The 24,913-nt window shown below is 37.1% G+C and carries 23 protein-coding genes, 3 tRNA genes and 1 riboswitch; of the genes, 20 read left to right on the top strand and 6 right to left on the bottom strand.

Annotated elements, in window-relative coordinates:
• Positions 1 to 156 precede the first annotated feature (156 nt).
• The 10 genes from RDN22_RS07005 to RDN22_RS06960 all read left to right on the top strand — a co-directional run bounded on the left by RDN22_RS07005 (position 157) and on the right by RDN22_RS06960 (position 7,804).
• On the top strand, positions 157 to 489 hold the full coding sequence (locus RDN22_RS07005; RefSeq protein ID WP_308557007.1) for a helix-turn-helix domain-containing protein: 333 nt from the start codon (positions 157 to 159) through the stop codon (positions 487 to 489).
• Positions 490 to 846: 357 nt separating this feature from the next.
• Complete coding sequence (locus RDN22_RS07000; protein WP_308557005.1) at positions 847 to 1,536, top strand: hypothetical protein; 690 nt, start codon at positions 847 to 849, stop codon at positions 1,534 to 1,536.
• A gap of 128 nt (positions 1,537 to 1,664) precedes the next feature.
• Positions 1,665 to 2,732: an SEC10/PgrA surface exclusion domain-containing protein gene (locus RDN22_RS06995; RefSeq protein WP_308557003.1), complete on the top strand. Its 1,068-nt coding sequence runs from the start codon at positions 1,665 to 1,667 to the stop codon at positions 2,730 to 2,732.
• Between the two features lie 76 nt (positions 2,733 to 2,808).
• A complete protein-coding gene (locus RDN22_RS06990) occupies positions 2,809 to 3,384 on the top strand; it encodes a histidine phosphatase family protein (RefSeq protein WP_308557002.1) in 576 nt (191 codons plus the stop codon).
• A 6-nt stretch (positions 3,385 to 3,390) separates the two neighbouring features.
• Positions 3,391 to 3,981 (top strand): histidine phosphatase family protein, encoded by a 591-nt coding sequence (locus RDN22_RS06985; protein ID WP_308557001.1) that lies wholly within the window; start codon positions 3,391 to 3,393, stop codon positions 3,979 to 3,981.
• 69 nt (positions 3,982 to 4,050) lie between these two features.
• Positions 4,051 to 4,710 (top strand): antibiotic biosynthesis monooxygenase family protein, encoded by a 660-nt coding sequence (locus RDN22_RS06980; protein WP_308556999.1) that lies wholly within the window; start codon positions 4,051 to 4,053, stop codon positions 4,708 to 4,710.
• 55 nt (positions 4,711 to 4,765) lie between these two features.
• The gene (locus tag RDN22_RS06975; protein WP_308556997.1) at positions 4,766 to 5,449 is read left to right on the top strand and encodes a glycerophosphodiester phosphodiesterase family protein; all 684 of its coding nucleotides are present in this window, start codon (positions 4,766 to 4,768) and stop codon (positions 5,447 to 5,449) included.
• 116 nt (positions 5,450 to 5,565) lie between these two features.
• Positions 5,566 to 5,637, top strand: a tRNA-Gln gene (locus RDN22_RS06970).
• Positions 5,638 to 5,754: 117 nt separating this feature from the next.
• Positions 5,755 to 6,927 carry an aminotransferase class I/II-fold pyridoxal phosphate-dependent enzyme gene (locus tag RDN22_RS06965; protein WP_308556995.1) on the top strand — a complete coding sequence of 391 codons (1,173 nt, stop codon included), beginning with the start codon at positions 5,755 to 5,757 and terminating at the stop codon, positions 6,925 to 6,927.
• 157 nt (positions 6,928 to 7,084) lie between these two features.
• Positions 7,085 to 7,804, top strand: a complete 720-nt coding sequence (locus RDN22_RS06960; protein ID WP_308556993.1) for a hypothetical protein — start codon at positions 7,085 to 7,087, stop codon at positions 7,802 to 7,804.
• Between the two features lie 157 nt (positions 7,805 to 7,961).
• Here RDN22_RS06960 and RDN22_RS06955 read toward each other — a convergent pair whose 3' ends face one another.
• Positions 7,962 to 8,750, bottom strand: a complete 789-nt coding sequence (locus tag RDN22_RS06955; protein WP_308556991.1) for a MurR/RpiR family transcriptional regulator — start codon at positions 8,748 to 8,750, stop codon at positions 7,962 to 7,964.
• Positions 8,751 to 8,887: 137 nt separating this feature from the next.
• On the opposite strand from RDN22_RS06955, the gene RDN22_RS06950 reads away from it, so the two are divergent.
• Together RDN22_RS06950 and RDN22_RS06945 are read left to right on the top strand one after the other, a co-directional pair.
• Positions 8,888 to 10,171 carry a PTS transporter subunit EIIC gene (locus RDN22_RS06950; RefSeq protein WP_308556990.1) on the top strand — a complete coding sequence of 428 codons (1,284 nt, stop codon included), beginning with the start codon at positions 8,888 to 8,890 and terminating at the stop codon, positions 10,169 to 10,171.
• A 22-nt stretch (positions 10,172 to 10,193) separates the two neighbouring features.
• Positions 10,194 to 10,955: a ChbG/HpnK family deacetylase gene (locus RDN22_RS06945; RefSeq protein ID WP_308556989.1), complete on the top strand. Its 762-nt coding sequence runs from the start codon at positions 10,194 to 10,196 to the stop codon at positions 10,953 to 10,955.
• A 114-nt stretch (positions 10,956 to 11,069) separates the two neighbouring features.
• On the opposite strand, the gene RDN22_RS06940 is transcribed toward RDN22_RS06945, so the two are convergent.
• Genes RDN22_RS06940 through RDN22_RS06930 form a run of 3 tightly spaced genes read right to left on the bottom strand, consistent with a single transcriptional unit; the run spans position 11,070 to position 13,873 of the window.
• Positions 11,070 to 11,666 carry a TetR/AcrR family transcriptional regulator gene (locus tag RDN22_RS06940; RefSeq protein ID WP_308556988.1) on the bottom strand — a complete coding sequence of 199 codons (597 nt, stop codon included), beginning with the start codon at positions 11,664 to 11,666 and terminating at the stop codon, positions 11,070 to 11,072.
• A 34-nt stretch (positions 11,667 to 11,700) separates the two neighbouring features.
• Complete coding sequence (locus RDN22_RS06935; protein WP_308556986.1) at positions 11,701 to 13,065, bottom strand: cupin domain-containing protein; 1,365 nt, start codon at positions 13,063 to 13,065, stop codon at positions 11,701 to 11,703.
• Complete coding sequence (locus RDN22_RS06930) at positions 13,028 to 13,873, bottom strand: Sir2 silent information regulator family NAD-dependent deacetylase (protein ID WP_308556985.1); 846 nt, start codon at positions 13,871 to 13,873, stop codon at positions 13,028 to 13,030. The genes RDN22_RS06935 and RDN22_RS06930 overlap by 38 nt, the downstream gene beginning before the upstream one ends.
• A gap of 326 nt (positions 13,874 to 14,199) precedes the next feature.
• On the opposite strand from RDN22_RS06930, the gene RDN22_RS06925 reads away from it, so the two are divergent.
• From RDN22_RS06925 to RDN22_RS06915, 3 genes are all read left to right on the top strand, one after another.
• A complete protein-coding gene (locus RDN22_RS06925; protein ID WP_308556983.1) occupies positions 14,200 to 15,240 on the top strand; it encodes a PTS sugar transporter subunit IIC in 1,041 nt (346 codons plus the stop codon).
• A 275-nt stretch (positions 15,241 to 15,515) separates the two neighbouring features.
• Complete coding sequence (locus RDN22_RS06920; protein ID WP_308556981.1) at positions 15,516 to 16,934, top strand: SLAP domain-containing protein; 1,419 nt, start codon at positions 15,516 to 15,518, stop codon at positions 16,932 to 16,934.
• 128 nt (positions 16,935 to 17,062) lie between these two features.
• Positions 17,063 to 18,277 carry a type II CAAX prenyl endopeptidase Rce1 family protein gene (locus RDN22_RS06915; RefSeq protein WP_308556979.1) on the top strand — a complete coding sequence of 405 codons (1,215 nt, stop codon included), beginning with the start codon at positions 17,063 to 17,065 and terminating at the stop codon, positions 18,275 to 18,277.
• 927 nt (positions 18,278 to 19,204) lie between these two features.
• On the opposite strand, the gene eno is transcribed toward RDN22_RS06915, so the two are convergent.
• Positions 19,205 to 20,491 (bottom strand): phosphopyruvate hydratase, encoded by a 1,287-nt coding sequence (gene eno, locus RDN22_RS06910; RefSeq protein ID WP_308556978.1) that lies wholly within the window; start codon positions 20,489 to 20,491, stop codon positions 19,205 to 19,207.
• 76 nt (positions 20,492 to 20,567) lie between these two features.
• A riboswitch (Fluoride riboswitch) is annotated at positions 20,568 to 20,628 on the bottom strand.
• Between the two features lie 107 nt (positions 20,629 to 20,735).
• Between eno and RDN22_RS06905 the strand changes: the two genes are divergently transcribed.
• The 5 genes from RDN22_RS06905 to RDN22_RS06885 all read left to right on the top strand — a co-directional run bounded on the left by RDN22_RS06905 (position 20,736) and on the right by RDN22_RS06885 (position 24,731).
• Positions 20,736 to 20,817: transfer RNA gene (locus RDN22_RS06905), tRNA-Tyr, on the top strand.
• A 34-nt stretch (positions 20,818 to 20,851) separates the two neighbouring features.
• A tRNA-Gln gene (locus RDN22_RS06900) sits at positions 20,852 to 20,923 on the top strand.
• Between the two features lie 208 nt (positions 20,924 to 21,131).
• Positions 21,132 to 22,715 carry a peptide ABC transporter substrate-binding protein gene (locus RDN22_RS06895; protein WP_308557009.1) on the top strand — a complete coding sequence of 528 codons (1,584 nt, stop codon included), beginning with the start codon at positions 21,132 to 21,134 and terminating at the stop codon, positions 22,713 to 22,715.
• A gap of 124 nt (positions 22,716 to 22,839) precedes the next feature.
• Positions 22,840 to 23,937, top strand: a complete 1,098-nt coding sequence (locus RDN22_RS06890; protein WP_308556976.1) for a hypothetical protein — start codon at positions 22,840 to 22,842, stop codon at positions 23,935 to 23,937.
• A 92-nt stretch (positions 23,938 to 24,029) separates the two neighbouring features.
• Positions 24,030 to 24,731, top strand: a complete 702-nt coding sequence (locus RDN22_RS06885; protein WP_308556974.1) for a GntR family transcriptional regulator — start codon at positions 24,030 to 24,032, stop codon at positions 24,729 to 24,731.
• 65 nt (positions 24,732 to 24,796) lie between these two features.
• On the opposite strand, the gene RDN22_RS06880 is transcribed toward RDN22_RS06885, so the two are convergent.
• Positions 24,797 to 24,913 (bottom strand): IS3 family transposase (locus RDN22_RS06880; protein ID WP_308554877.1); only part of this gene is annotated, 117 nt, incomplete at its 5' end.

Raw genomic sequence — 24,913 nt, 5'->3', positions numbered from 1 at the left:
TTGTTCTTTATTAAATTTAGTCATAATAAAAGACCCAAAAGTGTCTAACTTTTGGGTCTCACTTCATTTTTTACGACATTGGGCTTTTTTGCTTTGATATGCTTTTAATGTGCTTGCTATAATTATGTAGCAATAATTATTTGGTGGAGGTTTGTTATGACTTATCAAAAGAATTTTACAACTACATATACTATCAAAGGGCATGAGTATACAGTGACAGCACTGGCGCTTTTTGATAGTAATACTAATGAACTAATTCCAGATGAAAGACTAGATGATCAAGCTGCCGAAATAGCCCGTCAACAATATCGAAATGATATGGGATTGGTGTCACCACAAGATATAAAACAATATCGAGCTAAGGCAAAGTTATCTCAACGCGACTTAGCTGAATTAGTGGGTCTAAGTCCAAATACGATTGCACTTTACGAGGCAGGGGCTTTCCCGACTGAAACAAATAATAAATTGCTAAAAAACTCCATTAAATAAGAAGTTCAATGTTGATTTTCAAGACATTGGGCTCTTTTTTGTCTGTAATAATTTTTGCAGAAGTGTTTCAACGTGTTAAATGCGAACATGTTTTTGTACATAACAAATAAATTGAAAAAATCGCCACAAACGTTGATCTAACAACATTTTGCATGATCAAAGATAATTTACACAAATGTTACAAATGTTACAAAACTGACACATTCAGTAATACTTTCTTAATAAGCGAGTGATATTCCTGTTATAGTTCTGAAACTTAAGCACTGTAGTATATGACTTGTCAATTGAATGAGACAGACGAATAAGTGAAAATTCGTTACTTATATTTATTTTTTAAACTTTAAGGAGAGAATTTTTTTGAAAATCAAATCTATCTTAGTTAAGTCAATTGCAGTAGCTGCTTTGTCAGTTACAGGTTTAGTAGCAGCAAACAACGTGAACTCAAACACTGCACAAGCTGCTATCGTCCAAAACGATGCAAGCGTAGTAACTGTAAACTACGTTTCAAATAACTCAATCAACGTATACAACAACTATGAAAACCCAGTAGCAACTGGTCAAACTTTAGCAAGCAACACTTCATGGAAAGTAATTAAGACTGCTTACGACTCAAAGGGTCACAAGTGGTACGACTTAGGTAAGAACCAATGGGTTCGCGCTAAGTACGTAACTATTGGCCACCAAGCAGCACAAGCTCACACTACTACTGCTAGCCAAACTGCTACTACTAACACTCAAACGCAAACAGCTCAAACTCAAACTGCTTCAGCTGCAACTAGTGCATCAACTACTAATACTAGTTCATACACTTCAACTGCAACTGGTTCAGAAGCTAGTGCCAAGGCTTGGATTGCAAGTCAAGAATCAGGTGGCTCATACAGTGCTACAAACGGTCAATACGTAGGTAAATACCAACTTTCATCATCATACTTAAATGGTGACTACTCAGCTGCTAACCAAGAAAGAGTTGCTGACAACTACGTTAAGAGTCGTTACGGCTCATGGTCAGCTGCTAAGTCATTCTGGCAAGCAAACGGTTGGTACTAAAATCGACCTTAAAAAAACTGAATAACAATTGAATAATTGATAAAAAAGGTATGCGACTTCATTAAGTTGTGTGCCTTTTTTTGATACAATAACTATGTAAGTATATAAAACAAACGGAGGATACACTTATGTCCAAAAAGGTAATGATGACTTTGCTTGCCGGTGTCTGCTTGCTAACTTCTGCAACTGCGGTAACAGAATCTACTAATGCACAAACTGTGCAAGCTGCAACAACAAAAGGAAAAGTACAGGTAAAAGGCAATAAAAAAGTCCGACTTTATACTTCAAAGGGCAAAAAGTCTAGGTACTATGCCTATGCCGGCAGAACCTATTCTTACTCTGCTAAAAGCTATATAAAAATAGGCAAGAAAAAATATTCCGCATATAAACTCAGCGCAAATTCTTACTGGATTTTGGCTAAAGATGTCAAGCAAGTAAAAGCAATGTCTACAATTGTCTATAGTCAAGCTTCAATTATATTGCCAAGTGGCTATACTCGCGCAGCACTCCTCAAAGCATATATGGGTAATCCAAGCGAAGCTTTTATTAAGGCTTCAATGCAAGGAATGGAGATCAACGGCTTTTCACGTGTTGCCAGTGGTGAAAGCAAGGACGATGAAAGGATGATTGATCCTGCTCATCTTTCTGCTAGTGATAAGAAGACTTTGGCAGAATTTTCCTTGCGCGTAATCAATAGTGCGCGTGAACAACTTGGCTTGCGTCCATGGGTTTACAGCACAGGTACGCAAAAATTAGCTGACGACATTGCTAAAGAATATCAAGATAATGGCCGCAGCATTAAAGATAATGGTCACTACGTTGCCGGAATTGTTAGAGCCTGCAAGAAGAATGGACTTAAGCTAGACGATAACTACGTTGAAGACATGGCTGGTTTTACCATTAATAAGCAAAAGATATCGATGGGCGAAATGAAGCGCGACATTTACTTTGGCTTAAAGCAAATGATCTTTGGTTTTGCCGGTTCTGGTGAAAATCAACGTAGTGATCGAAACTTATATCGTGAATGGGAACACGCCGGTGATTTATTCAACACTCAAGGCTCTAGCCATGATGGTGACTACAATTACTACGGTTTCAGTATTTCTAAAACCAACAACATTTATTCCATGCACTTCATCAGCGTTCCATCATTTATAGTTGATTCTTCACAGTATAATGGCACTTTTAAACCTTAAAAGACACTAAAAGCACGCATTAAGCGCGCTTTTTTGATAAGATAGAGAAAATGTAGAAATATTGGGGGAAGACTTTGTGTCAAAAACGTTATATCTAGTTCGACATGGAAAAACTTATTTTAATTACTATCATAAGGTGCAAGGCCGCTGCGATTCACCACTTAACGAAAAGGGGATTCGTCAAGTAGCAATGGCACGCAACTATTTCCAAGAACATCACATTCATTTCGATAAGGCTTTTTCTTCTACGCAAGAGAGAGCTTGTGATACCTTGGAAATTATTACAGACCACAAGATGCCTTATACACGTTTGAAAGACTTGCGTGAAAAGTGCTACGGTATCTTCGAAGGTCGTGATGAATTCTTACTTCCATGGAATTATGGCAATAAGAATATCGATCCAACTATGGAAAAAGATGAAGATGTTGTAGCCCGGATGCGCCGCGCCGTTGTGCAAATTTTAAAGGGCGTTGATGATGGTGAAACTGCATTAATCGTAGGTCACGGCGATATTTTGGCTAAATATGTTAGAGCAGCAACTGATAGCCCTAACTTTCCTGGTTTTGCCAATGCTTCAATTGTTAAATTGACAGTTGATAATGGCAAGGCTCATTTTGATGAATATGTATGGCCTGCAAAAGATTTGGGATAACTTTAAATGACAATAAATTTGTATTTGGTTAGACATGGACAAACTTTATTTAATCAGGAGCACAGGATGCAAGGTAGCTGCGACTCGGCTTTAACGAAGTTGGGGATTAAGCAAGTTAAAGCTACTCGTGATTATTTTGCTCAAAATGGCATCAATTTTGATCGGGCATATTGTTCTACGCAAGAGCGCGCTAGTGATTCTTTAGAGATTATTACTGGACCTGAAACAGAATATGATCGCTTGAAAGAACTAAAAGAGAAAAATTATGGCATCTATGAGGGACGAAATATTCTCTTGTGGCCATTTAGACGCATTATTGGCGGCAGTTCTGTTGAAGATGACCGTGAAGTGACTGAGCGAATGGAGCGCGGGATGAATTTGATCTTGAGGGATGCTCAAGATGGCGAAAATATCTTGGTTGTAGGTCACGGCGATAGCATGGGTCATTACATTCGTGAGCGCATCAATGGCAGCAAGTTTTCTGGTTTTCATAATGCGGAATTTGCTTTGCTTAAAAGTGATGGCAACGAAGTAGAGTATGTTGAAAACGTGTGGCCTGCTAAGAATGTCAGAATTGATCAATTAACTGGTAATTAATCGTTCTATTTTGTTACATTAGCTTATAATAATAGGTGTGTAAAAATTATGATACGAGGCAAGAAGAAAATGGATGAAACACCAATTTTTAAAATTACTAAGTTAAACATTGCAGAAAATGACCGCAGTGAATATATTCGTCAAGCTGAAAAGAACATGCACGAATCAATTCCTGCAGAAGAAGGCACTTTGCTTATTGGTAGCGGCCACGATGATGCTCAAGGCGAAGACAATTACGAAATCGAATTGTTCCGCAACTCTGTAGCAGAAGACTTGCACATTGCTGCTGCTCATGCAGATGACTTTGCTGAAACAATTAATAAGATTGCTACCAGCAAGGAAGTTATTGACTTAAAGCCAGAAGTAATTACTACTAAGGCACAAAAGGCTTTGAACAGCTACGCAGACAACTTCGTTATGCGCTTAATCAAGGTTGAAGTTAAGGCCGGCGATGAAGAAAAATTTGCTCACTCAGTTAAAAAAGAAATGACTACCAGCATGGCTTCTGAGCCAGGCATGGAAATCATGATGTCAGGTGTTAACAAGAAGAACGAAAACGAATGGTACTTCGTTGAAGTTTACGTTAACAATGAAGCTTATGATGCTCATGTTCAAACACCACATTACAAAGAATACATTGAAGAAACTGACGGCATGGTTGAAAGAAGAGACGTCAAGACTCTTGTTAGAGATACTTTGGCAACTCAAGGTGCTATTGTTTTGGATTAATAATAAAGAAGATGCCGCCAAGATTTTGGCGGCATTTTTTTGAAGGTGAAAAACTATGACTAAGACAATTATTTTTGCCCATCGCGGCTTGCCAGTGAAATTTGCGGAAAACTCGCTTGAAGGCTTCCGTTATGCGGCAACACATGGTGCAGAAGGCGTAGAGTTTGACGTGCATTTGACTAAGGACAAGGTGCCGGTGGTAATGCACGATGAAGAAATCGACCGCACAACTGATGGGACAGGCTACATTAAGGACTACACATTAGGCGAGATTAGACAATTCCATTTGGAAAATGGCGAGCCAGTACCGATGTTGAGTGAATTGTTTGAGATTCTGCAGAATAAAGATCTGTATATCAATTTAGAATTTAAGACTAACAAGATTCATGATGAAGGCATTGAGGCAATCGTCTTAGCACTTGCTAAAGAATATCATTTTGTGCATCCCATTATTTTTTCTTCCTTTAATTATCAGACTTTGAAAAATTGTCAGAGAATTGATCCACATCAGCAGTACTGTTTCTTAACTAAATGGCCAGTTGCTAGACCAGAACATTTTGTAAAAAAGAATCACTTTGCGGCAATTCATCCGCACTGGCATTTGCCAGGCAAAGAAGTGCAGCGGATTTGGACGGTAGATAATCCGAAGCTGGCTAAGCACTACTTTAAGCTTAATGTAGCTGGTATTTTCACCAATAACTATGAATTGATGAATGAATTAAAAAGCAAAATGAATTAATTCAAAAAAAGTTCAATTTTTCCTTGACCTTTTAGCCACTTTCCCCTATACTAATATCTGTTGAGTGATTGAGAGGTCATTCAAATAGAACCAATTCAAGTAAAAGGTTTGAAGATTGGGTTATAGCCAAGTGGTAAGGCAATGGTTTTTGGTACCATCATGCGCTGGTTCGAATCCAGCTAACCCAATAATGAGATCAGGCAGTGAGCCTGATCTTTTTTTATGCTTAAAATTGTTTCCTTTTGACAAAGGTTAACCAGACACTTATATTTGAACTAATTAGTTTAAATATAAGGAGGACAAATATGGTCGACTTAACAAAACACATGAAGAAGGGCCTAGTTGAACAAAAGCCAGGGCAAATCTTAGCCTTTGCGGCTTACACTAACAAGTTCCCTGACATTATCAAATTTACAATCGGTGAGCCCGACTTCAATACACCAGAACATATTAAAAAAGCGGCTGAAGCAAGCATTGCTAATAATCATTCACACTATGCACCATCTAACGGTACGCCAGGTCTGCGCAAGGCTGCAGCTGATTTCTTAGCTGAAAAATATGGTCAAAAATATGACCCAAGTGAAATCTTGATCACCAACGGGGTAACGGAATCAATCTATGACTTTTTAACTGCGGTGCTTAATCCAGGCGACGTAGTTTTGGTGCCAACGCCTATTTTTCCTCTTTATATCGGGGATGCTAAATCCATGGGTGCGACAGTTGAACAAATCGACACTTCCGATGATGACTTCAAGTTAACGCCAGCAAAACTCCAAGCTGCTTTAGACAAATATGGTGATAGGGTTAAAGCATTGGTCATGAACTACCCAACTAACCCAACCGGTGTCATGTATTCACAAGATGAACTTGATGCCTTAGCTGATGTGGTTCGCGACAAGCCAATCTTTGTTCTCTGCGATGAAATCTATAGCGAATTAAATTATGATCAGCCACACGCTTCAATGGAAAAGACCTTGCATGATCAAATCGTCTTGATGAATGGCGTTTCAAAGGCATGGGCTATGACTGGTTATCGAATCGGCGTGGTTGCAGCACCTAAACCAATTTTGGATCAAATTGCCAAAATCCACCAAGCAATCACCACGACGGAACCAACGCCAATGCAAGATGCGGCTGAAGAGGCTTTGGCTAATGGTAAAAACGATGCTTTGCCAATGAAGAAAGAATTCCAAAAGCGTCGCGATGTGCTTTATGATGGATTGACTAAGTTAGGATTTGAATGTGTTAAGCCAGCTGGTGCCTTCTATATCTTTGCCAAGATTCCAGAAGGTCTTGAGCAAGATGACACTAAGTTTATCTATGATTTAGCTGAAAAGGGCCACGTAGCAGTTATTGCTGGATCATTTTTTGCCAAAGGCGGCGAGGGTTACATTCGTTTGTCTTATGCAACTTCAATGAACAACATCAAGGAAGGCTTAAAGAGACTAGAAAAGTACGTTAAAGAAAATAAAAAATAAGAAGAATCATCTTCTGAAAATTAAAATAGGCCATTGAAAGTGGTCTATTTTTTAATCCCTAGCATTGTTGATGCATCAAGCATAAAGATATGTTAAAAAAGCGGGTTATGATATATTTTGGGTTGGATAGATAGTGATATAGAAGAAGGTGCAAAACATGAAAAAACATGTCATTACTCTGCTTGCGACTGCTGCTTTAGCAGGAGCATTTTTCACAACGAGCAATATTGTTAATGCTAATAGCACTACTACTGCAAGTTCAGTCCAAACTACTACACCTACTAACACACTTGAAGCCTTAAAGGCTAATCTTGATAAAGCAAAAGCTGCTTTGACTGCTGCTAAAGAAAAGGAAAAAGCGACTAAAGTTGTTGACTATAAAGCTTATCTAGATTATAGGGATGCAGAAACTAACTTTAAATCTGATCCAACCGCCCTTAATAAACAGAAGCTCAAAGATGCTGCCAAACAATGGGATGTAGCTCATGCTGAGGCAGTTAAGGCTGAAAAAGCATTTGAAAAGGCCGCAATTAATGCGGCAAAGGCTCAAGAAGCTTACGATAATGCCATTCTTCCTTCAACTACCAAGAAGATCACTGCAACCATCAAGAGTAACAAACTCTACATTAATGGTAAGCGCGCTTCTGCTAAGACCTTGACCAATTACCTTAAAAAAGGCACTAAGATCAACATTAAGGGTAAATATAATAGGAAGACTTCTAAATTTGTTAATGCTTATGATGCTAAAGGTAGGAAGATCACTAGACATGTAGACTTGAAGAAATATAGTAAAGTGCTGGGCTTCAAGCTGATCAAAGACAAGCTCTACGTTAAACTTACTAAGAACATCTACGTAAGATACAGCGATATGTTTTAACCAAAACTGAGCCACATTTTATCATCAATGTCTTAACTTAATGACATTGACGAAAATACACGCAATTAATTTTGCGTGTATTTTTTTACTTATGTGTCGAACATGATATTTATTTAGTAAGGAAATTTGTTAAACGTCTATTATTTCGTTTATTTCGTTATCTCTGGTATTTATTTCCTATATCAATTTTATTGCTTTTTTCTGATTTATTAGCTTCTAAAAGTTCACCAGATTCTCTAGCTATTGATTCTAATAAGAAAACAACCGGTACTTGAGTTGTTACATCCGCACCACTAGGACGATGTTCTTCCTTAATGTCATAATGAATTGTTAAGTCAGAAATAGTGCTTAATTTGCTGCTTTCTGAGCTTGTAATTGAGATAACTTTTGATCCTCTTTTATGAAAAACAGAAGCTGAATCAACATTATTATTGCCTGAAACAGATAAAATAATTGCTACTGTAGATTTAAAATCACCTTTAAAATACGCTACAGGTACCATTCGATCAAAGGTAAATGCTGGAAATCCGTAGTTTCCAAATAAAAGAACACCATATTGCGCAATTAGATTGGAACTACCCATTCCTATTAGAAAGATATTCTTAGAATTATTAATCCATTTAGCTGCTGTATGAATTGAAGTTGCAAATTCTTCTTTTAAAGGTCTTGCAAAAAAACGCTGGCAGATTTGAGTTAAATATGTACTTTCATGAGATAGTGACATAGCCCGCTGTACTTGAGTATCGGCAGTAACGCTATATTTAAATTTTGAAAAAGTAGAATACCCCATTTTGCCAAGACATCTTAATACGGTAGCTGTTGATACATGAGCTTCCTTTGCTACATCTCTAATTGTTAAGTCAGTTATGTGTTCAGCATTCTTTTGCAACACATCATAGACACCTATTTCTGATGTACTTAATGATGAAAAATCAAAAGCTTTCATAAAAATTCCCTTTCTTTTGTTACTAACAGAGTAACAAGTTATCAAGGCATTAGCAAGCGCTTTCTTTTACATAGGCTTTTATATAAGATGAATTTGTAAAGAAAATTATATAAATTTTGTTTAGGGGGAAAAGAATTATGAATCCTGTTATGCAAAAAATAAGCGATTGGCTAACACCAATTGCAGGAAAATTTGCCAAAAACAAATTTTTAAAGATAATCTCTATGGCATTTCAAATTACTTTGCCAATTATCATTGTTGGGGCTATTTTCTCATTATTAAGTTCATTACAAATACCTGCATATCAAACTTTTATTAAGTCGACAGGTCTATGGACATTATTTAATGGCATTAATCAATTTACTATTAATGCTATGTCTATTTATGTTGCATTTGGAGCTGGTTATGCTTATTTGCATGTAAATAAAATTACAAGTGGGGAACTTTCGGCTGGGCTTTTTTCAATTTTGTGTTTCTTCACAATGATCCCACTTAGTACGTTTAATGTTAAAAAGACACCTACTTCATTTATTGGCTTTGATTATTTGGGTGCTAAAGGTCTTTTTACAGCATTATTGGTTGGATTAATTGTAGGTGTGACATATGCATTTGTTGTTAAGAAAAATTGGACAATCAAAATGCCAAATGGTGTACCTCCAATGGTGGCAGATGGTTTTAATGCCTTGATTCCTGGCTTTGTGATTTCATTTGTTTTTATCATTATTGGATTAATCTTTAACATGACAGTTCATGAAACTTTCTCTGAATGGTTCTACGGGCTTTTAGCTGCCCCATTGGCCTCATTGTCTGGAAGTATTTGGACCTGGATGTTGCTTAATTTGTTTGCATCATTATGTTGGTTCTTTGGTATTCATGGTGGTCAAATTACAATGCCTATTTCCATGTTGCTTTTCATGCAAGCTGGTGTTCAAAACCAAGCAAATTATAGCGCTGGAAAGCCAATGACAAATATTTTAACTACTGGACTATTATTTTTCTTAATGCTTGGTGGTATTGGTAATACTATTGGTCTCTCTATCGATATGTTTTTCTTCTCTAAAAGCAAGCGTTTTAAAGCTTTGGGTAAATTATCAATTTTACCATCAATTTTCAACATCAATGAGCCTATCATGTTTGGTATGCCAATAATTTTAAATCCAATTATGGCAATTCCGTTTTTCTTGGCGCCACAAATAACCTTTTTAATTACTTACTTTGTTATGAAGTTAGGTTGGATCTCGTTACCAAGAATCGCTATGGGTGCTACAGGTACGCCACTTATAATAGATGGATTTTTAGTTTGTGGTATTGGTGGTGTTATCTTAGAAATTATTTTAATTGCGTTAACTACTATTTTGTACCTACCTTTCTTTAAGGTTCAGGACAATATGGCTTATAAAGAAGAAACTAGTGAAAAATAAGAGGGAAAGAAGGAAGCTTACTATGACTAGACAATTATTGATAAGGGCAGATGATTTAGGATATTCTCGTGCAGTTAATTATGGTATTTATGAGTCAGTTCATAACGGAATTATTAATAATGTAGGTGCTATGGTTAATATGCCTAATTCAGAACAAGGATTAAACTTGTTAAAGAGTGAAAATATTGATTTCGGAGTTCATATAGATATTTCAAATGGCCGTCCAATTAGTGATCCTAAAACGATTCCTAGTTTGGTAGATCAGAATGGCTTCTTTAAACGATCTAAAGTATACCGTTCTGCCAAAGAAGATTTTGTTAATCTTGACGAAGTGGTTCAAGAAATTGAAGCACAATATCAACGTTTTTTAAAGCTAGCAAACAGAAAACCTGATTATTTTGAAGGGCATGCTGTTTTTAGTGATAATTTTATTAAAGGGCTAAAGATTGTTGCTGATAGACATAATTTAGACTTCTTACCATTTGGTAGTCCTACTCAAAAGTATGTAGAATTTAGGCATTCTAACATACAATCCTTTATGGATAGTATGTTACCTAATTATGATCCATATAAGACTTTTGAAAATGTAGTTGAAGAAGCAATGAAAGATGATGGCATTACTCCAATGATGGTTTGTCATCCTGGATACTTGGATCAGTACATCCTTAATACTTCTTCCTTAACTATTCCTAGAGTTCAGGAAGTAGATATGGCATGTTCTAATAAAGTACGTAATCTGGTGATTGATAATCAAATTAAATTAGTTAGGTATCATGAGCTTTAATCAGTAAAATCCCCCCTCTTTAGATTTTTGACTGAAGAACATGCTGTGCAGAATAAATAAGCATTAATTATAATTTAGACTAAAAAAGGCACGCAATTTTTGCGTGTCTTTTTTCTACTTCAATTTTGCATTTTTATATCCAGCTTCGGAAAAGCGATTAAGCATCTGGACATCATGCGACCACTTCTCATCTTTCTTAAAGTGGTGCAATCGATTAACCGCAAAAGAACCGTGGATTGTGTAAATAAATAGGGTTTCGGCATCTTCTTTAGAAAGGCCAGTCTTCTTCATGATTGAAGGAATAACGCGATCACGTTCATGTGCCATGATTCTGCCAATGATGTACTCGCTAAGATCTGGATCCATTAACAACTGTTGATACTTGTTAGAATCTCCAATTCTTTGACAAGCTGGGATCAATGATTCATTTTGGCTTAAATAATCAAATGAAAGGTCAGAACCTTTAATATCAAAGTCATCGTCTTCATTGGTTAATTGCAATGCATCATCAAGCACATCATTTAAGACATCAGTAATTGAGTTGTAATGAATATAAAAGGTGGAGCGAGTAATGTCAGCTAAGCGGCATAACTCTGTGATCGTAATCTGATTGTAGCTTTTTTGCTTAACTAATTGTAAAAAAGTATTTTTGATTACACTCAATGTATATAAGGTACGACGATCAGTTTTTCGATGCTTTATTTCTTTCATAATATCAACTCATTTCTGTGCTTATTCTAACAAATTAATCAAAAACAGAGAACTTATTGATAACATCACGTTGGTCTGGGAAAAGACGAAGTAAAGTATCGGTCTTTGGTACCAAAGTTTGAGCAGAACTGTTTGAAACTTCAGTGTTAATAACTGAGAAGCCTGAGTTGCCATTTGGTACGATTTCAACTGCAAAGAATGTACCTGGATCAATGTAGAAGGAGTGCACTTCGTCTTTTTCTTTATCTAATCCCATGCGTACCTTGTAGTATTGGCCTTGTTGGGTGAAGCAGTGAACAATTACTGGGTCACCCATGTCATACATCAAACCTTGACCGTATTCAGTAGCGTGTAAATTAGATGGGTGATCTTTATCAATAGTCATGTACATTGGCGTACCGCCGTAGCGAGCGCCATCAATCATAAAGTATGGGTAAAACTTCTCTAATGCCTTAGCTTGTTCTTTAATTTGCTTAGGTGTCAATTTTTGTCTCTTAACTGGACCGACAGTCTTAGCACCCATGTCTTTACCTGAAAGTAATTCCTTGAATGCAAGTGAAATTGAAGAATCAAAGCCAATTGAACGATCAGCAATTTGATCTGGAATTGATAATTGGCCTTGGTTGATAGTGATGTAGTGGCTGTTTGAACCTGCAGCAATCATGTTCATTGAAGGAGCCTTGATCATTTGATTTCTTGGTCCAATACCTAATTCAAGAACAAGCAAGTTTTTGTCCATGTACTTTTCAATGAACTTTTGAAGTTCAACAAGCTTTTCTTCGTCTACTTGGAAGCTTTCTGAAGGCATGTTTAAGTCGAGTTCTGCACCACACTTGTCACAGACAGGGATGTCGTCTTCAGTTAAAGTGCCGTCTTGATCCTTCATGTAGATTTCGTGCAACTTATTGCCTAAGTAATACTTGCCATGCTTTTCAGGTTCCTTAGAACAAATGGCTTCAAACCAGTTGCCTTCCATTTCAAAGACATTCTTGAAACCAGATAAAGCAAAGTGGTGGTCGATGTTGGAAGTCCAAACGTAGTATGGCTTGTCACCGATGATTTCCTTAATGTCACTCATGTAGTCTGATGGTTCGTAGTTATTGCCGTAGTATTCAACCATTCTGGCAATAGCACGCCAGTGATCAAGTTGACTCTTATATGGGAAAGACGTAGCTTCTAGTAGACTGCCCAAGTGATATTTATCAACTAAGTCACCTAGAACTTCTTTTAACTTTTTGTCGTTAGCGAATAAATTTAAACCTTCTGAAATAGATAAGCCGTTGCTGGCAGTAACCAAAATTGCGTCGGCATCTTTGATCCAGTTTGAGGCGGTTGTAGCAGTTTTACTCATTTTATCTCCTTTAGTTAATTTTTGAACTAGCTTCTTTAAGAACTTCATTAATGTCTTCTTTGATTAATAATGATTTATCTTCAATTAGTGGATTAGTTATTGCGTCTTTAGGGTTGATATTAATATAGAAGGAATTATCAAAATATTTGGTCATTTCCCAGAATGGCTCTTGAATAAACATAGGAGTCATACGACCTACACCCATTTCTAAAAATAGAATCCGTTTGTCTTTATGTTTACCAATGAAATTATTGATTTTTTGATATTCGTCGTAATAGCGCTTGTCTTCTAAGAATTCTGGACCACGAACCCATGGAATAAGGGGACTGCCGTCAACTTTACTTGTTGGGAAGTATTTCTTATCTAGTTTGTGGTCCTTAATCTTGCCAATTAAATCTTTAACGATTGGTTTAGCAGGATAGAGATGCTTGTCAGTAGTGGGGTTAGAACTTTGAAAATAAAAGTTTGAACCTTGAATTTCACTAACGATTTTTTCGCCAAAATATCTGGTGAATAAACCATCTTGATTGGTTGTAATGTAGTGAACTGGCTTATCGCCGATTAGCTTTCTTAAATATTCATAAGTAGGCTTTTGAGCAGGTTCGGTAAAAATTAAATGTAGTGACAAAATTAAATATGCCCAACGCTCTTCTTTGGAGTCAAACTTTGTGTAGTAACCATTGAATAAACCTGCAAAATGATATTTATCATGGTAGTATTGCATGTACTTTAAAAATAAGGGACTTGCTTCATACCAGAAGTTCATTCCTGCGGCGTTTGACATACCGCTGCCCCCGCCGACAACGATTGCATCGGCTAATTTCACTTGCTTAATTAATTCATCTATCTTATTCATAAATACCTCGTATTGTTTTGTACACCTTGTATCGAACTTTTGAACAAAGTCTAATGGATATGAGGCTTGAAATTAAGTACAAATTTTTACGGATAGTACAGTTATAGACACTTTTGAATATTTGTAGTGAAGTTTAAATTTAAAGTTTTTGAAATAGAATCCCGAATAAAACTCAAGTATAATAAAGGACATAGGGAACTAGAATGAGAATTTTGAATGCCTTTTTGGCGTGCACAATTCTGCGAGCTAGTTCTAGATAGACTAAATAAAGCTCCAGATAATTTCTGGGGCTTTTTATTTTTGAAAATTCATGAAAGAGGAAGCGTATGCGAAAAGAGTTTAAAGAAAACATATTTAACATCTTAAATGGTGTAAGCTCGGGCGTGGTTATCGCGCTGGTGCCTGGGGCGTTGATTAATGAACTGATGAAGAGTATGACCAGCTTTTGGCCAGGTGCACAAGATATCTTGACCATGACATCATTAATGCAAAATTTGCTGGCAGTGTTTGCTGGGCTATGTGTGTCATACCTGCTTAAATTTAACTTGATTCAGTCGGGATCAGTGGCAGCTGCGGCAATGATTGCAAGTGGCGCGTTTGAAATGAAGAACGGCCACATTATGTTAACTGGATCAGGGGATGTAATTAACATTGCTTTGACGATTTTAATTGCGGCAAGCTTGGTGAAGTTTTTGACACCAAAGTTAGGCAGCTACACTGTATTGTTCTTGCCATTATCAGTGGCGGTGTTTGCTGGGGGATTAGGTCAATTTGCTTTGCCTTACACGAAGATGATTACAGGCATGATTGGTAGTGTAGTTTCTACATTGACTGACTTCCAACCATTAGTAATGGGGATGTTCATGGGTGCGATCTTTGCGGCATTGATTATTTCTCCGATTTCTTCTGTAGGGATTGCGATGGCAATTGGTGTTGAAGGTATTGCATCAGGTAGTGCTAACTTGGGAATTACTGCTGGTGCGTTTACTTTGGCAATTATGAGTATTAAGGTGAACGGTTTTGGTACGACGATTGCACACTTCTTGGGTACACCTAAGATTCAGATGGCTAATGTGCTTAAGAAGCCTAAGTTGTTTGTGCCAGTGCTGATTTCTGCAGGAATTGCCGGCTTAGTTGGTGCGATCTTCAACATTACGGGTACAGCTAACTCTGCTGGATTTGGTTCAGCAGGATTGATTGGTCCGCTTGCGGCTTACCAGAATATGGCGGGTGGTCCAATTGCGATTGTTTTCTTACTACTTATGTTTGCGGGGATGCCGCTGGTATTGGGATGCATTATGCGTTACATTTTTATTCAAAAGCTTGCTTTTATTAATGAAGAAGATTTATTAGTAAAGAGTGAGTAAAAACATACGTGTGGTAAAAAGTCAAGACTTTGAGATTGAATTCACAAAACTGTAACGCTATGAATAAAACTTGTAAAAGTATGGTAACTACAGTTTAACTTTCTTGTTGTAGCATATCTTTGGCGACTTGAGGAAGGGTAACTTCTGAAAATCGCGTACCAGTTTCAAGCATTGTTTTTATACAATGATAGGGAAAATGGTATAATAGATTCACAAGTAAGCAGGAGATAAAAATTGGCTTACTTAATGAGTTTTTCTGAAAAGGAGACCACATAATGAAGAAAAATAGAAAAATGTTAGGTTTGGCTGCTGCTGCTTTGTTAGCAGTTGCACCTGTTGCAACTAGTGTTGTTACACCAGTAAGTGCTGCACCAGCTACTACAAAGACTACATCAACAGCACAAGTTATCTCTATTGTAGATAAAGATGGTAAGGCTCTTACAAAAGATGCTAACTCAAACAGTTATAGCGATTCTATTAATTTGAGTAGTAATGAAAATAGTTTAAATGCTATTGTTAATAAGATTACTTCAAATTATAAATTTAAGATCGGTAAAGATGCTGCAAGACCATTGAACACTGGTAATGTTCAATCAGCTGTACGTGCTGCTTTAGCATTAAACCAAGTTAGTGTTGATGCACAAGGTAACTTTACTTCACCTGCAACCCCATTTGTAATTAGTATCCCAGTTACTTACGGTAGTGATACTGCAGCTACATTTAACTTGACTGTAACACCTTATGATGCTTCAAGTGATACTAGTTTGAACCCAACTATTACTTTTAATAGCAAACAATATCACAAGTCACAAACCCTTTCATCAACTGATATGGGTAATGCATCATTTACTACTGTTGCTTTAAACGGTACTGTTAATACTGCAGCTATTCAAGCTGCTTTTACTGCAACTGCAGCTCAAAGCACTACTCCATTGACTGTAACTGTTGATACTTCAAAGGTTAATACTGCTGTTGGTGGTACTTACCCAGTAACTGTTTCAGCTACTGATGGCAACACTAAGCGTACTGTAACTTTGACATTTAATATTCAAGTTGGTGTAGCTGGTGCTAAGTATCAAACTGCAACTGCAGCAAACAATGCTGATATTCCAGTTTACAGAATTACTGGTAATGCCGTAAATTCAACTTCAACTACTATCAAGAGTGGTACTCAAGTTCCAACTTTCGGTACTGTAAATGTAAATGGTACTTCATACACTCGTATTAATAGCGCAAATTCTAACGAATACGTATTAACTAGTGTATTTAGTACTCAAAACAACAACACTACTGATTCCAACACTGAATCACACACTGTAATGATTGACTCAAGAGCTTACGACAGAGCCGGTAACTACTTAGGTCACATGTACTACGCATATAACAACATTGACATCGTTCCAACTGTTGTAACTATCAAGGGCAAGACTTACTACAAGGTTGCTAATAAGGATGAATACGTTCGTGTAACCAACATTACTGGTAACACTCGTACCTTGACTCACAACGCTTACATTTACTGGTCATCATACCGTCGTACGCCGGGTACTGGTAAGATGTATAAGGGTCAAACTGTAACTACTTACGGTCCTGCAATGAGATTCAAGAACGGTAAGAAGTACTACAGAATTGAAGGATGCAGAAACAACAACAAGCGTTACATCAAGGCAGCTAACTTGAGCGCAGCTCGATAAAATTCGAATAAGAAACTGAATAAATAAGAGAAAGGTCAGTGCATTTGCACCGACCTTTTTTGCTGTTATAGTAATCAATGAAATAACGTAATGAGACTAATTTTACAAAGGGGATAGAGGCAATTAAAATGAAAAAATGGTGTAATGCTCTTTTTAAGTGGCAAATAGTGCTTACAGTTCTTTTGTCATTTATTTTATTCACGATTCAACGTAATCCATTAAATTTGATTAATATAGTACTTCTATTGCTATCATTTTTCTTTATGTATAAAGGTACGAAACATGTATCACGTATTTTAAATATTGTGGTGTCGCCATACATATTTTTATATGATTACTGTAATATCTTAAAAGTATTAATAAAGTCTTTTGCGAATTTTGATACAGTACTATATGTTCTATATTTTATTGGAATGCTTGTGATATTGATTCCAGTTATAGTTAACGATTATGGCAATATCACAAAGCCTATTTTGCAATTGGCAGCTACAATCTGGTTAATTATAAGTCTATTTCTTATTTCATTTTCGTTAATAAATATAGGCGGAAGTCAATTTATTATTGGATTGAATAAGAGCCAATTGCTTTTAGCATTAATATTTCTTGAATATACATATTTGGCTATTACTGGTTGGGGCTACAGATTTCGCTTTAATTTAAAGATAAAAGATTCAACAGTGATTTATTATCTATTCTTATTAATTTTGATGGGTATTACGGTATGGATTAGTTTATTCAATATATTTGTTTTATCTGCCTCAGATTGGAGCCAAGCCTTTTGCTTTTGGAAGTGGGATTTCTCACTTATTAATCCTAATGAGTCGGCAACGATGCACAACATTTGGAATCTTTACTTCTCTGCTTTAGATGCTGGGATTATGGAGGAAAGTGCCAGATATATCTTTTTATTAACACTTTTGACTCTGCTTTCTAAAAGAAAGGGAAGAACTTCATATTCCATCATCATTAGTTCACTGATTTTTTCAGTTCTTCATATTCTTAGCTTTTCAACCCCTGGTGCTACTGTAAATTATGTAGTATTTAAAATTTTACATTCCTTTGGTTGGGGATGCCTTTTAGGAATTATCTTCTTATATTCTGGCAAGTTATGGCTAACGATGGCATTGCATGCCTTTGCTGACTATTTAAGCTATTCTGTAACTCCTTTAGGATATGGTGGAATTTTGGCGAATAATGGAAACACTGAAATTGTAGAATTGGCTGCTGTTACGATAATTCCATTAATTTTGGCAGCGATAATTTTATATAGTAAGACAGCCAGAAGCATTATTGATAAGAATATCAGTAAATATGTTGAAAATACAAAAGTAGCCGCTGTGTAGGCGACTACAGCGATATGATGTTATAATTTTCAAAGAACTAATATTATAAGCTCATCGTGGCAAAAACATACAAAAAGAAGACGATCGTGCGATCGTCTTCTTTTTTAAGTCCCTGCAATAATTATTTTGCATAAAATGAAAATAGAGCACACAGCTTAATGAACTTTTGATATAATTTTTGATAGGTTCTGTGTAATACCAGGGCCTAGTAACTTTTCATGGCTATGCACCCCTCAAATATATTTAAGTTACCGAGGTGAAAGCTATGACAAATGGAATAGACTGGAGTGTAGGCTTGTCTTGAATGTGATAGTTATTGCTATTGCAACAAGCATTATCCTGGATGCATTAGGAAAGTTTTTCATCCGTTTGGCTACTGCTAATGCAATAAACAAAAAAGCTAATCACAAGGATTAGCCCACACAAAAGTCATATTAAGTTACGCTTGGAGTTAGTGAGTAGCAGTCACTAACTCCTTTTCTTTTATAATTATATGGAATTTTTGCGCAAAACGCAATGATATATCATCATTTGATATAATTTTAATAGATCCTATTATCAAAGCAGATTAGGTTATAGAGGTGAAAACTATGACAAATGAAATATTCTGGGATGTAACGATACTAGCTGGTGCTATTGCAATAAGCCTTGTTTTGGACGTCTTAGGGAAGTCTATTCTACGTTCGGCTATCAAAAAAGCTAATCACAAGGATTAGCCCACACAATAGTCATATTAAACTACGGTTATATAAAATTTTGGCACAAAACGCAATGATGTATCATTGATTTGAATATGAAGTTGTAGATAGAAATATAAAAACAGAATGGTGAGGGAATACCATTCTGTTTTTTGTGTAGTGTTCGAGTTTTAAAATCAGTTAATTATATTAGTTAATTTTTGTCTGAGAAAAATAGGGGAATGAAGAATTAATCTAAATCAATATCGTTTGGAAAATGTGCTAAACGTTCATCCTTAACGCCGATTTCTTCTTCAATTTCAAGCAAACGATTGTACTTTTCGACACGTTCTGAACGAGCTGGAGCACCAGACTTAAGTTCTGCCGCATTAGTAGCTACAGTGAAGTCAGCAATAAAGGTGTCGCCAGTTTCACCTGAACGGTGAGAAACCATAGTAGTGAAGTTATTCTTTCTAGCAAGACGAATGGTTTCCAAGGTTTCAGTAATAGTACCAATTTGGTTAACTTTAATCAAAACAGCGTTGCAGAGCTTGTCCTTGATGGCTTCGCGAACGAGCTTTGGATTAGTACATACGTTATCATCAGCAACAACTTGAATCTTGTTACCGAATCTAGCAGTAAACTTTTCAAAGTTGTCCCAGTCATTTTCGTCAAATGGGTCTTCGGCAGAAATGATTTCTGGGAATTCCTTCAATAGCTTGTCGTAGAAGTCAAGCATTTGGTCGCCGTTCCAAACATGACCTTCGAAGTGGTACATTTGGTCTTCCTTGTTGTAGAAAGAACTTGCTGCAGCATCGAAGGCAATAGCGATATCTTCACCTGGCTTGTAACCAGCCTTAACAATAGCTTCATGAAGCATCTTCAAAGCTTCTTCGGAACTCTTAAGGTTAGGAGCAAAACCACCTTCATCACCTAAACCAGTTTCAAAGCCGGCTTCTTCGATAACTTTCTTCAATGTGTGGTAAGTGTTAACGATCTTTTCAAAACCATCTCTGAAGGAAGTCTTTTTAACAGGAGTGATCATGAATTCTTGGATATCAATGCCGTTATCTGCGTGCTTACCACCATTAATTACGTTGTGGAAAGTTTGTGGTAATTCAAGATCTACACCGCCAAGGTAGCGGTAAAGAGGTTCTTTTCTTGATTTGGCAGCAGCGCGAGCGATTGCCATTGACACACCCAAGATAGCATTAGCACCTAAACGTGCCTTGTTAGGTGTGCCGTCTAATTCGATCATTGTGCGATCGATCTTAGCTTGGTTGAATGGGTCTGCACCTTGCAATGCCTTATTGATTTCACCATTAACATTTTCAACAGCTTTTTCAACGCCTTTGCCACTCAAGCGTGAACCACCATCGCGAAGTTCAACCGCTTCTTTTTCACCAGTTGAAGCACCTGATGGGACTTCTGCCTTAGCAACAGTGCCATCTGATAAAGTTGCATGAACTTCAACAGTAGGGTTGCCGCGAGAATCAAAAATTTCCATTGCGCGAACTTTTTCAACATAAACAGTCATAGTTTTATACCTCCGAAAAAACAAAAAAGAGTAAAAGAAATAACGCCTACTTTCTGTGTACACACTCAGTGTGTAGGTAAAAGTAGACGTCATTAGATTTTGCTCATTTAAAGGCGAACGTCATCGCCGTATTCAATTTACAAACTTAATATACATCATAAATTTATTTTTGCAAGAGAAAATTTTTTTGAAAAAAGCCTTGCATTTTACATCGATATTCGTTATTATAATTAAGTCAGCTAACGGAGGAGTAGCGAAGTGGCTAAACGCGGCGGTCTGTAAAACCGCTCTCTCTGAGTTCGGCGGTTCGAATCCACCCTCCTCCATTGTTGAGCAACAAGTAAAAAGCTCAGCTGGTATTGGGTTATAGCCAAGTGGTAAGGCAATGGTTTTTGGTACCATCATGCGCTGGTTCGAATCCAGCTAACTCAATAGTTCTAAAAGAACACCCAACCCGAAGAAGAAACGTCATTCGACGTTTCTTTTTTTGCGTATTTTTAACTATGCAGAAATTGCATAGCGGTTATCAAGACAAAGTATTGTTAATTTTCTCCATTTTTATGTATACTATCAAATTGTAAGTAAGGGAGGAGAAATTATCGTGAAAAGCAAGAATAAGTTTTTACTCGGAATTATCACTATGACTGCAGCTGGGGTACTTGCAGCATGTTCTAATTCAAATACTGGTTCATCATCCTCATCCAAGCAAGTAATGAATACAGCAACTTCTAACGAAATTTCTACGCTGGATTCAAGTAAGTATGGTGACACAACCAGTTCCGAAGTTTTACAAAATGCAATGGAAGGTCTTTACCGTTTTGACAAGAACAACCACGCTAAGCTTGCTGGTGCAACTAACGTGAAGGTGTCAAAAGACCAAAAGGTTTATACATACTCTTTACGTAAAGATGCTAAATGGTCCAACGGCGATCCCGTTACTGCACAAGACTACGTAACTGGTTGGCAAAGAACTGTCGATCCTAAGAATTCATCCCTCGACAGCGACGGTTATGCCATCATCAAAAATGGTACTAAGATCACCCAAGGCAAGGCTAAAGTTAACTCCCTTGGTATCAAGGCTTTGGGCAAATATCGTCTTCAGGTTACTTTAGCTAACCCAATTCCATATTTGCCAGAAATCTTAGAAGGTGCACAATTCTATCCTCAAGATACCAAGGTAGTTAAGAAGCTTGGCAGTAAATATGGTACCAGCAGCAAGAACCTAGTCTACAACGGTCCATTTACTGTTAAAGGTTGGACTGGTTCTAACTTGAAGTGGACCTTGCAAAAGAACAAGAACTACTGGAACAAGAAGTCAGTTAGCTTAGACAAGGTAAACATGCAAGTAGTTCAAACTACTTCAACTGGTGTTAACTTGTTCAGAAGCGGTAGTTTAGACTACACTCCACTTAGTTCAGACTTTGTAAAGCAATACCAAAATAATAAAGATTACCACTCTCAAGTAACGCCAACTAACGGCTACATGACTTTTAACTTGAAGAGAAAGACAACTGGTAACGTCCACGTAAGACGTGCTATCAGTCAAGCCATTAACAAAAAGCAATTAGTTAACACAGTGCTTCATGCAGGACGTCCATCTAACGGTATTGTTGCCGCTGACTTCATCACTGATTCTTCAACTGGTAACGACTACCGCAAGGATGCCGGCGATATGGTAACTTACAACGTTAAGGATGCTCGCAAGGAATGGAAGATTGCTCAAAGACAATTAGGCAAAAAGAAGATCACACTTGAACTTCTTACTTCCGATATCGATGACGCTAAGCGTGTCGGCGAATTTATCCAAAGTGATTTGATGCGTAACTTGCCGGGCTTAACAATTAACGTTCGCTCAATTCCATTGAAGTCACGTTTGTCTAATACCACTAACCACAATTACGACTTTGTCTACGGTACTTGGCAACCAAGTTATGAAGATCCACTCGACTTCTTAACTATCGGCGGATTATTCAACCTTGAACAAGATTACAAGAACAATAATTTCTGGCACCAAATTGATCTTGCTCGTTCAACTTATGCAGCTAAGCCTAAGCAACGATTGCAAGCTTTAATTGCAGCTGAGCGACAATTGATTCAAAAAGATGCTTTTGCGACACCGCTTTTCCAAGCAGGAGCTTCATACTTGCTTAAGCCCGATGTACAAGGCTTCAAGCTTTCACCATATGGCAATGTAGCTTACTACTGGAATGTTAAAATGAAGTAAATCATAAATAGAACTTGGTCATGTCGATCAAGTTTTATTTTTGCTATTAAGCAAAATTTACCTATATTTGCTAAAAACAAGTAAAATAGTATCTGGTCTTTTTTTAAAATTAAGGGGAATGTGAATGGCTAGAATAATTAGAGTTGGCGGCTCAAGTAGCGAAGTTAGCTGGCATGAAGCATTAAAAGATCTGCGCGCAGATGATGTATTAATGCTAGGACCCGGCTTTTACTACTTGCCACAAGGCTTAACGCTAACAGATATCACAATTAAAGGAACAGGATCCGTTCCAGAAGATACAACAATTACCGGCTATATCAGCGTTTCAGAAGATAGCCGCTATGTTACTTTAGAAAATTTATGCATTAATACCACCACGGATAATATTGAAACCGATGGCTATTTGACCTTGCGCAATTGCTTTGTTAAAGGTAATGGCACCGACACTGCCGCTATTGCCGTTAATGGGAAAGTAACGCTTGAACTTTATTCAACAAAGATTATCAATGGATCAGTCTCAATGTACGCAAATGCTAATTTCCGTTTAGAAATGAATGATTCTGAGATTGACTATAAGTCAGATAAATATTGTGCTTTGGCCTTAGAAGGACAGGGTACAGCAATTGTTAATAATTCTGTGATCCACGGCAGTATTAATACTTTTGCTAAAACTAATGCGGAACTTGACTTGAACAACTCTGAAGCCGATTATATTTTGCTTCACGGGCAAACTTGGATGAACATGCTTAATAGTACGGTCAAGTCTACAGATGATTCTTGTCTATACTTAAGCGACGATTGCTGGAGCAACATTATGAACAGCAAGTTTAACGGCGGCGTTTATATTGATAAGAAGACGCGGACGATTATTCAAAACTGCACGATTAACCGCATGGTAGTTGTTAACGAAGCAAAAGTAACGATGAGCAATTCTACAGTCACCGCACACAGTGATTTTCAAGATCAATCCACTTGCGAGGCAACAAGAGTAAGCTTCATGGGCAACATGAATTACGAATACTTCTTGGCCTTAAGCGGTAAAGCACATTTGCGCGGTCATGATTTATTACTTCACCCTAATGGTGCCAACTTAACTGTGCAAGACGACGCTAAGCTGCACACCAATGTGGTTGCCGATAAGGGTGAAAAATTAAGCGTAGAATGTGATAAAAGCCCCAATGTTTATATTTTAGGAGTCCAATGGACCGCTAAAAGAAAATAGCATGATAAAATTAATCTACCGTAATAAATGCAATCTAGACCAATTTGAATTATAATAATAGCTAGTACTAGACTTTGGAGGCGACAGATACTATGGAAGAACCTATGTATATCAAGATCCATAATCAGATCAAGCGCGATATTGAAAATCATGTGTATAAGGTGGGGGACCGAATTCCAGCTGAACGTCAATTATCAGTAAAATTTGGCGTTTCAAGAATGACTTTGCGTCAAGCTATTAATACGCTAGAAGAAGAAGGAATCCTTGAAAGACGCCTAGGTAGCGGTACTTATGTCGCTAGCCAAAAGGTGCAGGAAAGAATGTCAGGGATTATGTCCTTTACCGAAATCACTAAGGCAAACGGTCAAAAGCCTTCAAGCAAGTTGATTTCTTACCAAATCGGCAATCCATCTTTGTCAGAAAAAGAACGTCTTTCTTTGAAGCAAGATGAAAAAGTCTTACGCATGGAGAGAATCCGTTACGCAGACGATACGCCTATTTGTTATGAAGTCGTTACTGTACCTTATTTCTTGGTTAAGGACTTCTCAAAAGAAGAAGTTTCAACTCACTTGTACGAAACTTTAGAAAAGCGCGGCGGCTTTGAAGTTGGCCGAGTAACTGAACATATTTCAGCTTCGGTTGCCAATGAACAAGACGCCCGCTTATTAAAGGCTAAAAAAGGCGAAGCCTTAATCACTAGACGTCAGGTTACTGAACTAGCATCTGGACAACCATTTGAATACACACGCGCTCGTTATGTCGCTGAAAGATTTGAATTTACTTTTTCTAAGTAATAGACAAAACTAAAAAAACTCCAATCTCATTTACAATTTGAAGTGGGACCTAAAAAGTAGACATTTTAAAACATAGGATTAATAGAGGCTTGATTCCGATATTCTTTCGGAGTTAAGCCTTTTAATCTGCTCTTTATCCTTTCTTCGTTATAGTATTTGATATATTCCTCTATAGCTTGAGC

Source organism: uncultured Lactobacillus sp., from assembly GCF_902491705.1.
Lineage (GTDB): Bacteria > Bacillota > Bacilli > Lactobacillales > Lactobacillaceae > Lactobacillus.
The sequence above is the reverse complement of the archived record's forward strand: the minus strand, read 5'-3'. Positions and strand labels throughout refer to the sequence as shown.

Coding starts and splice junctions, on each gene's coding strand:
- RDN22_RS07005 (WP_308557007.1), top strand. CDS start 157: ATGACTTATCAAAAGAATTTTACAACTACATATACTATCAAAGGGCAT.
- RDN22_RS06995 (WP_308557003.1), top strand. CDS start 1,665: ATGTCCAAAAAGGTAATGATGACTTTGCTTGCCGGTGTCTGCTTGCTA.
- RDN22_RS06985 (WP_308557001.1), top strand. CDS start 3,391: ATGACAATAAATTTGTATTTGGTTAGACATGGACAAACTTTATTTAAT.
- RDN22_RS06980 (WP_308556999.1), top strand. CDS start 4,051: ATGGATGAAACACCAATTTTTAAAATTACTAAGTTAAACATTGCAGAA.
- RDN22_RS06975 (WP_308556997.1), top strand. CDS start 4,766: ATGACTAAGACAATTATTTTTGCCCATCGCGGCTTGCCAGTGAAATTT.
- RDN22_RS06965 (WP_308556995.1), top strand. CDS start 5,755: ATGGTCGACTTAACAAAACACATGAAGAAGGGCCTAGTTGAACAAAAG.
- RDN22_RS06960 (WP_308556993.1), top strand. CDS start 7,085: ATGAAAAAACATGTCATTACTCTGCTTGCGACTGCTGCTTTAGCAGGA.
- RDN22_RS06955 (WP_308556991.1), bottom strand. CDS start 8,750: ATGAAAGCTTTTGATTTTTCATCATTAAGTACATCAGAAATAGGTGTC.
- RDN22_RS06950 (WP_308556990.1), top strand. CDS start 8,888: ATGAATCCTGTTATGCAAAAAATAAGCGATTGGCTAACACCAATTGCA.
- RDN22_RS06945 (WP_308556989.1), top strand. CDS start 10,194: ATGACTAGACAATTATTGATAAGGGCAGATGATTTAGGATATTCTCGT.
- RDN22_RS06940 (WP_308556988.1), bottom strand. CDS start 11,666: ATGAAAGAAATAAAGCATCGAAAAACTGATCGTCGTACCTTATATACA.
- RDN22_RS06935 (WP_308556986.1), bottom strand. CDS start 13,065: ATGAAGTTCTTAAAGAAGCTAGTTCAAAAATTAACTAAAGGAGATAAA.
- RDN22_RS06930 (WP_308556985.1), bottom strand. CDS start 13,873: ATGAATAAGATAGATGAATTAATTAAGCAAGTGAAATTAGCCGATGCA.
- RDN22_RS06925 (WP_308556983.1), top strand. CDS start 14,200: ATGCGAAAAGAGTTTAAAGAAAACATATTTAACATCTTAAATGGTGTA.
- RDN22_RS06920 (WP_308556981.1), top strand. CDS start 15,516: ATGAAGAAAAATAGAAAAATGTTAGGTTTGGCTGCTGCTGCTTTGTTA.
- RDN22_RS06915 (WP_308556979.1), top strand. CDS start 17,063: ATGAAAAAATGGTGTAATGCTCTTTTTAAGTGGCAAATAGTGCTTACA.
- eno (WP_308556978.1), bottom strand. CDS start 20,491: ATGACTGTTTATGTTGAAAAAGTTCGCGCAATGGAAATTTTTGATTCT.
- RDN22_RS06895 (WP_308557009.1), top strand. CDS start 21,132: ATGACTGCAGCTGGGGTACTTGCAGCATGTTCTAATTCAAATACTGGT.
- RDN22_RS06890 (WP_308556976.1), top strand. CDS start 22,840: ATGGCTAGAATAATTAGAGTTGGCGGCTCAAGTAGCGAAGTTAGCTGG.
- RDN22_RS06885 (WP_308556974.1), top strand. CDS start 24,030: ATGGAAGAACCTATGTATATCAAGATCCATAATCAGATCAAGCGCGAT.